Source organism: Sinobaca sp. TMA16-18, from assembly GCF_059510535.1.
Map to the genome: position 1 here is coordinate 107549 of NZ_JCAKFM010000007.1, position 13197 is coordinate 120745.

At 48.4% G+C, this 13197-nt stretch carries 11 protein-coding genes; 3 read left to right on the top strand and 8 right to left on the bottom strand.

Features of this window, described 5'->3' with window-relative positions; translation table 11 throughout:
• Positions 1–101 precede the first annotated feature (101 nt).
• From AC5W14_RS13210 to AC5W14_RS13220, 3 genes are all read right to left on the bottom strand, one after another.
• Positions 102–1940 carry a UbiD family decarboxylase gene (locus tag AC5W14_RS13210; protein WP_496194701.1) on the bottom strand — a complete coding sequence of 613 codons (1839 nt, stop codon included), beginning with the start codon at positions 1938–1940 and terminating at the stop codon, positions 102–104.
• Between the two features lie 148 nt (positions 1941–2088).
• Positions 2089–2535: a universal stress protein gene (locus AC5W14_RS13215; RefSeq protein WP_496058323.1), complete on the bottom strand. Its 447-nt coding sequence runs from the start codon at positions 2533–2535 to the stop codon at positions 2089–2091.
• Positions 2532–3458, bottom strand: coding sequence for a universal stress protein (locus tag AC5W14_RS13220; RefSeq protein WP_496194702.1), 927 nt, complete (start codon positions 3456–3458; stop codon positions 2532–2534). The genes AC5W14_RS13215 and AC5W14_RS13220 overlap by 4 nt, the downstream gene beginning before the upstream one ends.
• Before the next feature lie 169 nt (positions 3459–3627).
• Here AC5W14_RS13220 and AC5W14_RS13225 point away from each other — a divergent pair, with 169 nt between their 5' ends.
• Positions 3628–4722: a CapA family protein gene (locus tag AC5W14_RS13225; protein ID WP_496058325.1), complete on the top strand. Its 1095-nt coding sequence runs from the start codon at positions 3628–3630 to the stop codon at positions 4720–4722.
• Here AC5W14_RS13225 and AC5W14_RS13230 read toward each other — a convergent pair.
• The gene (locus tag AC5W14_RS13230; protein ID WP_496058326.1) at positions 4709–5179 is read right to left on the bottom strand and encodes a universal stress protein; all 471 of its coding nucleotides are present in this window, start codon (positions 5177–5179) and stop codon (positions 4709–4711) included. The two genes, AC5W14_RS13225 and AC5W14_RS13230, sit on opposite strands and share 14 nt — an antisense overlap.
• Before the next feature lie 310 nt (positions 5180–5489).
• Here AC5W14_RS13230 and AC5W14_RS13235 point away from each other — a divergent pair, with 310 nt between their 5' ends.
• A complete protein-coding gene (locus AC5W14_RS13235) occupies positions 5490–6377 on the top strand; it encodes a YsnF/AvaK domain-containing protein (protein ID WP_496194703.1) in 888 nt (295 codons plus the stop codon).
• A 66-nt stretch (positions 6378–6443) separates the two neighbouring features.
• On the opposite strand, the gene AC5W14_RS13240 is transcribed toward AC5W14_RS13235, so the two are convergent.
• The 3 genes from AC5W14_RS13240 to AC5W14_RS13250 all read right to left on the bottom strand — a co-directional run bounded on the left by AC5W14_RS13240 (position 6444) and on the right by AC5W14_RS13250 (position 9026).
• Positions 6444–7697: a Glu/Leu/Phe/Val family dehydrogenase gene (locus AC5W14_RS13240; RefSeq protein WP_496194704.1), complete on the bottom strand. Its 1254-nt coding sequence runs from the start codon at positions 7695–7697 to the stop codon at positions 6444–6446.
• Between the two features lie 125 nt (positions 7698–7822).
• On the bottom strand, positions 7823–8080 hold the full coding sequence (locus AC5W14_RS13245) for a hypothetical protein (protein WP_496194705.1): 258 nt from the start codon (positions 8078–8080) through the stop codon (positions 7823–7825).
• A gap of 76 nt (positions 8081–8156) precedes the next feature.
• Positions 8157–9026 carry a Cof-type HAD-IIB family hydrolase gene (locus tag AC5W14_RS13250; RefSeq protein ID WP_496194706.1) on the bottom strand — a complete coding sequence of 290 codons (870 nt, stop codon included), beginning with the start codon at positions 9024–9026 and terminating at the stop codon, positions 8157–8159.
• A gap of 226 nt (positions 9027–9252) precedes the next feature.
• On the opposite strand from AC5W14_RS13250, the gene AC5W14_RS13255 reads away from it, so the two are divergent.
• Complete coding sequence (locus AC5W14_RS13255) at positions 9253–11064, top strand: alkaline phosphatase D family protein (protein ID WP_496194707.1); 1812 nt, start codon at positions 9253–9255, stop codon at positions 11062–11064.
• A 70-nt stretch (positions 11065–11134) separates the two neighbouring features.
• On the opposite strand, the gene AC5W14_RS13260 is transcribed toward AC5W14_RS13255, so the two are convergent.
• Positions 11135–13189, bottom strand: coding sequence for a DUF2157 domain-containing protein (locus AC5W14_RS13260; RefSeq protein ID WP_496194708.1), 2055 nt, complete (start codon positions 13187–13189; stop codon positions 11135–11137).
• Positions 13190–13197: the final 8 nt, after the last annotated feature.

Here is a 13197-nt window from a genome sequence, read left to right on the forward strand (position 1 = left end):
GGTGATACCCCTCCCTGTAATCTGCTGGGGTTATTGCCTCGAGTAAGGAAATAACCAGGCCCGTTTTTTCGGGCGTCTCCCAATCTGCGCTTTCTATTTTATCACTTTTGCGGGGTTATGTGGCTTAAACTTCCCCCATCTTTAAATAATCGATCAACATGCTGTTCTACTTCCGGATCTGCAAGAAGCGGCGGCGCATGGTGGGGCTTGATTCTGGCGTCGATAATCATGTTGTCGCAGCCCCAGTGCTTATGGTCATAAAAGCTGTTTACCCCATGTATGTCGTGGGATGGATTGCTTCTCGTAAACACGGCCCACATAAAATTGGAGACCGTTTCACTGATAAACGTGCTGTCGTCGCAGAGAATAATTATCGGACACTCCGGCAGCTCCCCATTTTTCAGCAGGCTTTGGCTTAGCTCGGCTGTTTCCTTTTCCGCCTCTTCGTACGTTGTAAAATCGGGGCCTTCTATCGCCGTCATTCCCGGCATCACGAGGCGTGCATTGCGGAACGTATCCATTTGTTCAAAGTGAACGGGCACGGTTTGGCAAAGCTCTCTTTTTTTATCCCCGTAAGCTGCAATTACGACCTTGCTTCCACTGTTCAATCCGGTCCCGGAGTAGTCCAGTGTATCGATGGTCGTATTTGTATAAAAATGCAGATCACGGTGCAGGTCCAATCGTTCCATTATATACGTAAGAAACTCCACTTCTTTGTGTGTGTCAAGCGGCTGGTCCTGTTCCGCTGTAATAAAGAGAAATTTTGCCAGGCTCACGTGACCGGTACCTAAAATACGGTTGGCAATCGTCAGCAGCTCAGCCGGGCGCTTTACATCCTGAAACGGGGTGTAGCGTTCGCTGCCAATCGCAAACAGCAGCGGGTGCACGCCGGCCGCATCGACGGCATTTACTTCTTTCACACCGGGAATCTCTTCTTTCAGCGCATCCCCGGTCAGCTTATGAATCAGGTCCCCGAACGCCGTGTCTTCCTGTGGGGGCCGGCCGACTACCGTCAACGGCCAGATCGCCTGCTGTTTGGCATAAACTTTATGCACACGCATCATTGGAAATTCATGCACGAGGCTGTAATATCCCAAATGGTCGCCAAAAGGTCCTTCCGGCTTGGTCTCCTGCGGATGCAGCTCGCCGGTAATGACGAAGTCTGCATCAAGGCTGATGCAATATCCATCGGCGTACGTATAACGAAAGCGGCGGCCGGCCAGAAGTCCGGCAAACGTCATTTCGCTTAATCCTTCCGGAAGCGGCATTACTGCCGACAGCGTATGCGAGGGCGGACCGCCGATAAAGATGCTCACTTTCAGCGGCTTTCCGAGCCGGTTGGCTTTTTCCTGATGCACACCGATTCCCCGGTGAATCTGGTAGTGCATGCCGATTTCTTTATTCATTTCAAACTCATTTCCGTCCAGCTGTACCCGGTACATTCCCAGGTTGCTGTTCATAATCCCCGGTTTTTCCGGATCTTCCGAGTAGACCTGGGGCAGCGTAATAAAGGCTCCCCCATCATCGGGCCAATGTTTAATCAGCGGCAGATCTTCGATGCGGATTTCATCAAAGCCTTCGACTTCTTTTTCCTTTTTTTTCGAAGGAAGCGCCTTTGAGCCTGCCACGCCGGAGCTTAAATTTTTAATCGGCTGTTTCAGCGCGGCCATTGGGTTGCTGCGCAGGGATATTAAACGCTGGGTCGTTTCCAGCGTATTCCGGAAAATAAATTCACTTCTTTCCAGGTCACCGAATAAATTCGAAACAGCGCGGTATTTTGATCCTTTTACATTTTCAAATAAAAGGGCCGGTCCTCCTGCCGCGTTCACACGCATATGTATCGAAGCAAGCTCCAGATCGGGATCCACTTCTTCTGTGATCCGGATAAGGCGGCCATGCTTTTCTAAGTCGTTAATACAGTCTTCCAGAGTTGGATACATAAGTCACGTCTCCTAATAGTATGATTACTTCTGATTATACCTGTCTTGCCTGGCACTGTCTTTGATTTAGATGGGAAAGCATGCTTTGTTCATTGTTTTGTCATATAAAAAAGCAGCCGGCACGAGTTGCGCCGGCTGCCTGTCTTTTCTATCTTTCCTGCGAACGCACAATCAGCACATCGCAGGCAGCTCTTCTGGATATCTGCTCAGAAACGCTTCCAAGCACAAACCGCTCCACCGCCCCCATACCGACTGCCCCGACTACGATCAGGTCAACCTTGTACCTTTTGACGATATCCTTTGGTATTTTTGCTTTCGGGGACCCATGTTCCAAAATCGTGGTGATGTTAACCTTCCCGTTTTCTTCCACCTCGGCTTTATATTCATCAAGCAGATTCTGGGAATATTCTTCGAGTCCTTTTACAAAATCCGTACTGTAATGCTCCAGGCCCGCGTACGAGGTTGTGTCGACTACATGACAGACCATCAGCTCTGCTTCGTCCCGTTCTGCCAGCGCCTTTGCTTTCTGAAACGCTGCTTTTGATTCGTTTGATCCATCCACTGCGGCGAGAATGCGCTTGTACATCTGCGTCATCTTGTTTCCCCCTTTTCGGTCTTTGCTTCGCTTTTTTGTACCGGCTGCCTTACGATGAGCACATCACATCCTGATCTTCGTGTAATGCCTTCCGACACGCTGCCGAGAAAGAAACGCTCCCTGCTGCGGAGTCCTGACGCCCCTGACACGATAAGATCAGCGTGATGTCTTGGAGCAATGCTTCTTGGAATCATCATTTTCGGCGCGCCGTGCTCTACTTCCACCCTGACCGGGGAAATGCCTTCAGTTTCAGCTTCCTGCTTGTAGTCCGTGAGCATTTTCCAGCCGGCATCTTCCATCGACTGTAACGCTTCTTTGCTGTTTTTCGTTACGTTGGAGAGCATTCTTTTATTAATTACATGAGCGATTGTGAGTTCCGCTTTTTCTGATTTAGCCAGATGCAGTGTTTTTTTGAACGCCCGGTGTGCCGACTCAGAGCCATCTACGGCAAGTAGAATGGATACATACGGATAGCCGTCCGCTTTTTTCCTGACAATCAGGACATCGCTGGTGGCATGCCTGGCAATGCCTGCGGACACGCTGCCGATGACAAACTTCTCTACCGTGCCGGCTCCCGATGCACCTGCAACGATCAGGTCCGCCTGCTGGGCTACTGCTATTTCTTTTGGAATAAGCACTTTAGGGTTTCCCCGGTCGAGAATGGTGTCAATGTTCGTAAGCCCGGCATCCATCATATCGCTTTCCAGCTCCCGGAGCAGCTCCTTCCCACGTTCCTCCGCCTCTTTAAAGAAATCAACCGGAAACGTATGCACCCCGGCATAGGCCGCTTCGTCCACCACATGCGTAATTATCAGCTTCGCGTCATCATTGGCTTTAGCAATTTCACTTGCTTTCCGAAGCGCGTTTTTCCCCTCTGGGGAATCATCCACCGCTACTAGTATGCGTTCATATGCTGCTTTCATCGTATACCCTCCTATTAGTCAGGTTTAGCCGATCCGTTCCATAGAATAGTCACAGGTACTATAGCACAAGCGTTTGAACTTCTCTTCCCTTATACTGACAATACACTGTCATTTTCACTGACAATGAATTTTGTTCTTTACATAACCGTACAGCGAAGGAGACCTACTATTGAAGTATTTATTACCCTTTCTCGGAGCCGGCCTGCTGCTGGTTACCGCCGGCTGCGGGAGCAATGCATCTGACTCATCCAATCAAGAGGCTGCTTCTATACCAGCTGGAAAAACAGCCGAAGCGCTGGAACCCATACCAGCTCCGGAACCATTCACGATTGCCTTTGCCGGTGATACAATGTTTGACTGGGATCTGCGCCCGGTGCTCGACGAACATGGCTACGATTATCCATTTGAGTACGTACATAATGAATTTGAAAAAGCGGATTACAGCGTGGTGAACTTAGAGAGTACGATCACCGACCGGGATACTAAAACAGACGACCAGCTCTTCTGGATAAAAAGCAATATCGAAGCGCTCGAGGCGTTAAAAACAGCGCATGTCGATATGGTAAACCTCGGCAACAATCATATGATGGACTATGGAGAAAAAGGACTGCTCGATACAATAGACGCTTTGGAAGCAAAAGAAATAGCGTTTATCGGGGCCGGACGGTCTGATGACGAAGCGTATGAAGCAGAAGTAGTGGAAATTAACGGCCGGACGGTCGCTTTTCTATCGTTTACCCGTTTTTTTCCTGACTTCAGCTGGGTGGCTCAGCCCGGGCAGCCCGGCGTGACAAATGGATATGACCTTGATTTTGTGATTGAGACAATTCAGGCGCACGAACAATCCGTGGAAGCCGATCATCTCGTTGTGAATTTTCACTGGGGAGTCGAGAAAACCAATACCCCGGCGGCGTACCAGCATGAGTACGTGGAACGTATTGTAGATGAAACGGGTACGGATGCCATAGTCGGCGCACACCCGCACTGGCTGCAGGGATTCGAGTTTTATGAAGGCGTTCCGGTCGCCTATTCGCTTGGGAATTTCCTTTTTCCCGATTATGTGAGCGGACACTCTGCCGAAACAGGCGTTCTTCATATGACCTTTACGGAAGAAGAGGTTGGTCTGTCCTTTGCCCCTTATCACCTTACGAACAACCAGATCACTCCTTTGGAAGGAAAAGAAAAACAAGAAATGTTTCAATACCTTGAAGACATTTCCATTAATGCAGAAATCGATGAACAGGGACACGTTACGGAGTCATAGCCAGGGCTTCCGCGTGTCCTTTCTTTTTGCGTACAACCAATACGTCGCATGCAGCTCGTCTGACAATGTGTTCGGATACGCTTCCAAGAATAAGTCTCTCCACGGCTCCTGTGCCTGCTGCTCCGGCAACGATCAAGTCCGCTTTATATTTAGGAGCAGCGGATTTAGGAATTTTCACCCGCGGGGATCCGAATTCCAGACTTGTCTCTACATTGGTTACACCTGCCTCCAACGCCTGGGTTTTGTACTCTGCCAATAATGTTTTGGCGTATTTTTCAAATCCTTCAAAAATAGCCGGGCTGTATTCAATTCCCGTATAGGACCGCTCGTCTACTACCGTGCAGATAACAAGCTGCGCCCCCTCTTTTCCGGCCAGGCTGATCGCCTTTCGAAACGCATAGTATCCTTCCTCTGACCCATCTACTGCTGCAAGAATAGTGCGGTACATGGTGCTCATATACTGTCCCCCTTTTTTATCTCGTCAGGACTGGTGTTCTCCCTTTATTATAATAGGTTTTGCCATGTGGCAATGTGATATATATCACTCGTTCAACTATGTAATGTATGTAAATCTGGAAAACAGCGGTTTTTGTGCGGTGTCATTCAGGACAATTTCTAAAAATACAGGCGGAATACGGGACTATAGGTTCAACTATCAGGGATACAGGTTTGATAATGGGAGGTAAGGGCAATTCATTACTATAACCATTTGTTTATGACGTTAAAGGGTAAAAGGAACAAGCACGATATTATAAGGAGGCAGTCAGATGACAGCATCAATCCACGGCATTTATGAAAACAGCCAGCAGGCGGCTGAAGCTATTGCCGCTTTAAAACAAGAAGGCGTTCTGTCCGATAACATTTCCATCATTCTAAACGATGAAGACGAGGGCAGCTTTATCGCCAGAGAAACCGGCGTACAGGCGAACGTAGAAGAAAAGCATTCCAAAGAAAACAAAAGCTTTGTTGACAGCATAAAAGACGTCTTTAAAGGCGGTTCTTCTGATGCTGATTCCAACACGCATACGAGGTCAACCCTTCAACAGCTCGGATTGTCCAAAGAAGATGCCGATTCCCACGTATCTGCTGTAGAAAAAGGACAAATTATCGTGCTTACGCATTCGCTTGATACCGCTCCCATGGATGAGCATGAAGTTCCACCGCCCGGCAATGAATATACCACGGCCGCACCGGATGCACCTCCTGCTCCGTCCGCCGGTGAATCCACCGAGGAACGGGTCATGCCGCTTCGGGAAGAAAAGCTGGACGTAACCAAGAAAAAAGTCGACAAAGGGGAAGTCGGTGTAACAAAAGAAGTCGTAGAAGAAGAAAAAACGATTTCCGTACCGGTACAGCGGGAAGAAGCCTTCATTGAGAGACGCCCGGTCGACAGTACAGAAAAAGACACACCCGGCAAAATCGGAAAAGACAATGAGGAAGTACGTATGCGCCTGACGGATGAAGAAGTCGAAGTAAAAAAAACATCGGTTGTGACTGACGAAATCGTAGTGGGCAAAAGAAAAATTCAGGAGACCGAAGAAGAAACCGAGCACGTCAAACGGGAAGAAGCCCGTATTGATGGCGATGGCCATTCCGAAGAAAACGATGACCCCTCCCTGCACCCCCTGCAGAACAAAAAAGGAAATGACAACTAGACCTTCTTCTATTTTTATAATACAAAAAGCCCCTTCTCTTTTTTAGAGAAAGGGGCTTTTCCGTGCTTATGCCAGGTATCCTCTGAATTCCAATGCCTGTTCGAGCTGCTGCAGCGCGAAAATCATTGCGCCGTTTCGATAGGTGGTGCTGTAGTGATCCGCCGTAGCTTCTGTGTTCTCAAAGGCTTTTAAGATAAACGTTTTCATGCGTTCGTTTATCTCGTCTTCCTCCCAGTAATAATTCATATGGTTCTGCACCGATTCCAAATACGACACGACTACGCCGCCTGCGTTTACTAGAATATCCGGATAAACGTGCTGGTCGTTATCTTTTAGCATGTGATCGGCTTCTGGTGTGGTCGGGCCGTTCGCCAGCTCCATAATATGGCTCGCTTTGATCCGGGATGCATTATTTTTCGTAATAACGCCTTCCATTGCAGCCGGAATCAAAATGTCCGTTTCCGCGTACAATACGTCTTCACTGTTATCCAATAGGTATTCGTTACCATATTCCTGCAGGCTCCCGTTTTCTTTCGCCTCCTGTGCTTTTGGAATGTCCAGTCCTTCTTTATCATAGAGTGCTGTTTTGGAATCACTTACACTTACGACTTTAAAGCCCTGGTCATACAACAGCCTTGCTGCGACCTGGCCGCCGTTGCCAAATCCCTGAATGGCCACCCGGGTGTTTTCCGGATACTGGTTCTTTTTTTCCAGCATCTGTTCAATCACATAGACAGCTCCCTGAGCGGTCGCAGCCCCTCTCGCTTTGGACCCGCCTACTAAAGGCGGTTTTCCTGTAATTACGCCTGCTTCATGCCTGCCGGCAAGCCTTGAATAAGTGTCCATCATAATTCCCATCGTTTTGGGATCGGTATACACGTCAGGAGCCGGCACATCCCGTCCTGGTCCGAACAAGTCAGAGAACGCTTCTATATAGCCCCTGCTGACCTGCCTGAGCTCCCGGTCGCTTAGAATGGAAGGATCACAGGCCACGCCACCCTTAGCGCCGCCGTGTGGAATCTGCACGAGTGCGCATTTGAATGTCATCCACGTGCCGAGCGCCTGGGATTCTTCCACGGTCATGGACGGGTGAAACCGAATGCCGCCTTTAAACGGGCCAAGCAGATCATTGTGCTGAGTCCGGTATCCTTTAAACAACTGCATATGCCCATCATCCATTTCAACGGGAAACGATACTTCCACTTTTCGCTTAGGTTGCGACAGCATGGTCTGTACACTGCCTTTTAATTTCATGGTTTTGGACGCTTCATCGATTTGTTCAAACACCACGTCCAGCGGACCCTCTTCTTTTTCTGTCATTGTCCTACTCTCCTTCTATCCTTCATGCCGCTGTCTGTTTCTCTTGGACAAAAAGTAATTGCATGGTACAAGATACTCTTTGTACTCTTACCACTTTTCATGAAAGGTATAACCTACTCCAGGTATTATTCCTTTTTTTCCAGGCGCGTGAGCTTCCAGTAAATCGGAATAAGGATCAGAAGCAGGACTAAGCCGTACAAGTATGCTTCACCCAGGGATTCTGAGGTAATGTTAATAAACGGCATAATGACGAAGATAAATAAAACCAGAAATATTGCCTGAAACATAAGCAGTGGTTTACTGAACCGGCTGATATTCTTACAGGACGGGCATTTTAATTCCCACGGTTTGACGGCCCGGCTGCGCCATCTGGGTTTCCACATGGATATACGGCTTTGGCAATATGGACACGTTAAATGAAAAATGCGATCACCTTCTTTGTTCTTTTTTCTATAAAGCTTATGCTTTGTTCACCTTATCTTTTAAAAACGTACTCTGCAGGTAGGCGGCCACGCCGTCTTCGTCACAGGTGAACTCCGTTACCTCATCTGTGATCGCTTTAATGTCTTCGGCTGCATTCTGCATAGCTACAGCATGATGAACGTATTCAAACATCGGCAGGTCATTGTGGCTGTCACCCACCGCAAGCGTGTCTTCCCGGGTGAGGTTGTACCGCTCCACCATTTCTTTAATGCCGCTTGCTTTATTGATGCCCGCTGCCATCACTTCCACATTGTGTGAGGAAGAAGTGGACGTTGTAAAGCTCGTGTGTTCCTTTAAGCGCTCTAACTCTTCTTTCCATCCATCTATATGATCTGTTGTTCTCGAGAAGAAATAAAATTTCGAATAGCCGGCCTGCTCCGGCAGCGTTTCGGTCCAGACTATATCCTCTCTGACCGCCTGAATGCGGGAGATCCATTCATTTATTTCCACTTCCTCAGGTTTCGGATCTTCTACCGCTCTTTCAATAAACTTCCGGTCTTCTGCCATAATAATGCGCGGGGCGTTATAAGGAAACAGCTCATAGTACACTTCCTTTTGCCTGGCACCTGCAATAATCGTCTCCACAAGCTCTACCGGCAGCGAATGTTCAAACATCACTTCTTCATTAATATGTCCTTCCATCCCATTGGAGGCAACGATCCCATCCACTTCAAACCCTTCCGGCACGAGGGACTTCACTTCCATCGCCGATCTTCCCGTAGCGATAAATACATAAAGGCCCTGGCTGCGCAGTTGATCAATCACTTCTTTAATTTCCATGCTTACGTTATTCCGGCTGTCGAGTACAGTGCCATCCATATCTAAAAAAATTGCTTTTGTTTTCATTTATTTTCCACTCCTGTTCGTTTCTTTTTATATGCGTGCTCTTCAATGCATAACATTCATCATGCCTTTCAAGTATATCAAAGACATGGTACCCTGCCTGCTTCTATTCCCCGCCGGCTGTCTATCCTAACATGAGATAAGATCGATTGAAGTTTCTAGAGTCCTTACGCTATCTGTAGTACACTCGGTAGTAGACTAATGAGGATTTCAAAAGGAGCGTTCTGCATTGAATGAGTACAACAGCTATATGTTTAAAAAAGGCCATCCTTTTTCCACTTATTTTCTGGAAGGCACCATTTTTCCAGTAATCGATACATTCGATTCCCTATTTACCGGAACCAATTCTTCTGAGGAAGTGTTTCCACAATCTGTTGTTTCCGGCGACCCCACGTCCAGCGGCATGATCCTCTGGACAAGGGTTAATCCTTCTTATATAAATGGCGCTGCCAATGAAAAAGTGGACAGAGACGCTTCTCTCTGGCAGACCGATCCTTTCCGCCTGGCAGCCGATGCAGAAGAGGACATTTTTGTGCTGCTTGAAGTGGCGCGCTCTGACGATTTTTCGTCTCCAGTCCTGCAGGCACTCGCTCCCGTCTGGAAAGAGCACGACTATGTCGTCCGGATAGATACCGATACATATCTGGAAGCAAACCATACCTATTACTACCGATTTATAACTACGGGCGGATATGCCAGCCCCGTCGGCCGCTGCCAGACGCTTCCCGGAAAAGACGAAGAAGTAGAACAGGTTTCCATTGGGCACGTTGCCTGCCAGGACTATACGAACGGCCATTTTACGGCATTTACCCACCTGGCGGCTGAAGACATCGCCTTTTTCGTTCACCTCGGTGACTATGTGTATGAGGTGACGGGAAACGCCGATTACCAGGCTATGGAAAACTTCAGGGAAGTAGATCTGCCAAGCGGCAGTCCTACCGCCTATACGCTCGCCGATTACCGGCAGCTGTACAAAACGTACCGCACTGATTTCCATCTCCAGCGCCTTCATGAGCGGCATGCAATGGTTGCCGTCTGGGATGACCATGAATATGCCAATGATACTTTTTACCCCGGTGTGGCGCCCGATGATGACCCCGATCCGAACATGGCACGCCGCTCTTCGGCGAACCAGGCATGGTTTGAACACATTCCCTGCCGGTTTACGTATCAGCAGGAGAATGCTTCTGAAAGCACTCTGGCGATTTACCGCCATATCGAAATTGGCAGCCTGGCCGGCATTTATATGATGGATGAGCGCCTCTACCGGGACTCTTTCCCATGCGGAAACGATCCGGCCGACCGCTACTTTACCGAGGGGTGTAAAGAAAGAGAAAGCAGCGGCCGTTCCATGCTCGGCACTCCGCAGCGCGACTGGCTGATCGACAAACTCGCCTCCTCGAAGAGCAAATGGAACATCTGGGGCAATCAGGTACAGATCACACAGCTCAAGTTTCTCGGCCGCTTCATTAACCTTGACTCCTGGGACGGGTTTCCCTATGAGCGGAATACGATCGCCCGTGCAATTGTGCAGCATCAAGTACCTAACTTTATTGCGCTAACCGGTGATTTTCATACGTTTGAAGCGTCGCATATTCAGGAGCACTACCGGAATGGAAAAAGCAAAGCGATCGGCGTCGAGTTTATGGCAGGACCCATCAGCTCCAACCATCTGATCGAAACAACAAAGAACTACGCCGATCATCTATTGGAACGTGTACCGCTTCCTATCAAACAAACGACCGATGCGGTGGAATCCTACGTCCCTTCTGTGATTAAAGAAAGCATCAAACTGCCGGTCACCCGTTTATTTACGGAATTTCAGAATATCATTAAAACAGCCAATCCCTGGATAGAGCTGTTTGACAGCACGTCCCATGGCTATGCCGTTCTTACTCTCTCCGAAACAAAAGCGGACTGGAAGGCGTATGCGGTGGAATCGATCAAAGAACTCGAGTCCCCCAAATCGCTTTTGCTGCACTGCGAAGTGCCTGAAGGAGAATCGGTGATCCGCGTGTTGAAGAAAAACAGTTATTTCTAAAAATAGAGCACAAGAAAAAGGAGCTGTCTTTACAAGGACAGTTCCTTTTGGTGTGCGTTGTTATATATTACTATCGATACCGCACATCCTCTATTACCGCCACACCATCCGTTCCCATCCGCAGAAACACATGGCTGATTTCTCCTTCCGGCGCAGGATACGAATCAATTCCAAATTCTGTTCCGTTCCAGGCATTGACTCTGCCACGAAGGTGAGGAGACCCTGCTTCTTTTTTACTTGCTGTGATATTAAACATTCGATAGCTGCCATCTTCTGTTTCTTCCAACTGGGCGTACACGTAAGTTCCTGCTATAAAGTTTTCCTCATCTGTCCCGCCGTACATATTTATATACGCCTGGTTTCCTGCGCCTTCATATCCCGGACCGTAGTCTTCCACCTCCAGCCAAAGCGTCTCCCCGTCTCTTAATGCGGTTTCCTTTTGAACCGCTGGAATCAGCAGAACCGCTGCAGCAAGCAGCACTGCAGCAGCTGACAGTTTCCCGAGGTGCAGGGGGGCTTCTTCTAAACGAAGCTGCTTTTTCGTTTCCAGCATATAGGCAGTGAGGAGAAATCCCACTCCCAGGAGGAAAAGAGTAAATGTCAGATGAACGTGTGCCCAGAAGAGATCGATATACTGAATAAAAAGTAAAGCGAACCAAAGTACGGCTGTGATGGCAGCAGCGGTTCTGTCTTTTTGCTGCACCTGACCATAAAGCAGTCCTGTAAGAAGCAAAAAATATCCTATCAGATAGCTCCAATAAAGCAGCTCCGTACCCATCACGGTATAGGGAAGCTGAAACAAAAGCACCAGCGCCGCAAGGTATCCAAGCAGATAAAGGATTCGAATGGAAAACCGCCAGTATCCTGCTGCCGCCAGTATCAGGTTTAATCCGGCAGCCATCCAGACCACAGCCTGCGTGCTCTCCACTAACAAGAAGAGCCAGGTAAGCAGTGCTGCATTGGCTAAAGCATACACGATGATCCGGTAAAAAGGACGTTCGTCGCGCATCCAGATCCATCCTGTCAACGCCAGCAGAGGAACCATCTGCCAGACAGCCGCTTCTGCGCTTAAGACAATCAATTGAATCATACTGAAAAATACGATGGCCTGAGAAAAAAAGGAATCCAAACCCCTTTTCCACAACACAAAGCTGAACAGGACCAGAATACTTACAAACAGTACAATAGAGAGTTCCTCAAATAAAAACAGGCCGACGAAGCCGCTGAAAGCGCCCGCCGCTGTTAATGCTCCAACAAAAGTCACCGTATGCAGAAGAAACAATTTAGACTGCCCGCTCCGTCCCCGTTTCGCAAACGAAGAAATAAGCTTCACGCTGCCGTAAACGGCACCGGCAGCAAAGAGAAAGATTATAGCAAAGACGGCTCCGCTGTATATGTCCATCATCGTAATAAACAGGAATTGAAACGCATACAGCCCCGCAAACACAATTGTTATTTTAAGCGCGGCAGGTCTGCGGCGCACCGCATAAAAGGACGCGGCCAGAATGGCAAGATAGGCTGCACCTGCGAACACTTCCACTTCCGGAAGCACGTACCGTACGGCTCCGCAGAAAGGAAACCAAAGAACAGCAGCAAACCAGGCATGCTGCAGCAAAACATCTTTTCCTTTTTTTATACTCCACCAGTAGATAAATACGTTAACGGCAGATGCTGCTAACAGGCCGATCAGTGTGCCAATTTCCGGCCAACTGTAATAACCCGGAAAAATAATCGTCCAGAGCAGCGCCTGAAACAGAAAAAATCGAAGCAGGAGCAGCGATCGAATTTTCACCTGAAGCGTGACAACCAGTACAGGAAAAAGCCAGAAGAGCAATAACCACCAGCTTTCTGCCTGAGAATGGTAAATCGTTCCTACAAGAACAACAGCAGGACCCAGGCAGATAAACCCAGCAAATAAGCTCAGTCTGCTGAAAAAGGGATACTTTTTCCGGCAGAGATAGGCCAACACGAATAACAATACAAGGAAACCAACGGTAACACCCACCTGCTCCAACCGATTAAACAGATGCCACCAGCTCTCCATATAGACAAAAGCCGCAGCAATAAGCAAAGCAATACCTAATACGTACGTCCATCGAACCATTACAGCTTCCCTCGTCTTCATATCAGCTT

Coding starts and splice junctions, on each gene's coding strand:
- AC5W14_RS13230 (WP_496058326.1), bottom strand. CDS start 5,179: ATGAGCACCATGTACCGCACTATTCTTGCAGCAGTAGATGGGTCAGAG.
- AC5W14_RS13235 (WP_496194703.1), top strand. CDS start 5,490: ATGACAGCATCAATCCACGGCATTTATGAAAACAGCCAGCAGGCGGCT.
- AC5W14_RS13245 (WP_496194705.1), bottom strand. CDS start 8,080: ATGTGGAAACCCAGATGGCGCAGCCGGGCCGTCAAACCGTGGGAATTA.
- AC5W14_RS13220 (WP_496194702.1), bottom strand. CDS start 3,458: ATGAAAGCAGCATATGAACGCATACTAGTAGCGGTGGATGATTCCCCA.
- AC5W14_RS13250 (WP_496194706.1), bottom strand. CDS start 9,026: ATGAAAACAAAAGCAATTTTTTTAGATATGGATGGCACTGTACTCGAC.
- AC5W14_RS13210 (WP_496194701.1), bottom strand. CDS start 1,940: ATGTATCCAACTCTGGAAGACTGTATTAACGACTTAGAAAAGCATGGC.
- AC5W14_RS13240 (WP_496194704.1), bottom strand. CDS start 7,697: ATGACAGAAAAAGAAGAGGGTCCGCTGGACGTGGTGTTTGAACAAATC.
- AC5W14_RS13215 (WP_496058323.1), bottom strand. CDS start 2,535: ATGACGCAGATGTACAAGCGCATTCTCGCCGCAGTGGATGGATCAAAC.
- AC5W14_RS13260 (WP_496194708.1), bottom strand. CDS start 13,189: ATGAAGACGAGGGAAGCTGTAATGGTTCGATGGACGTACGTATTAGGT.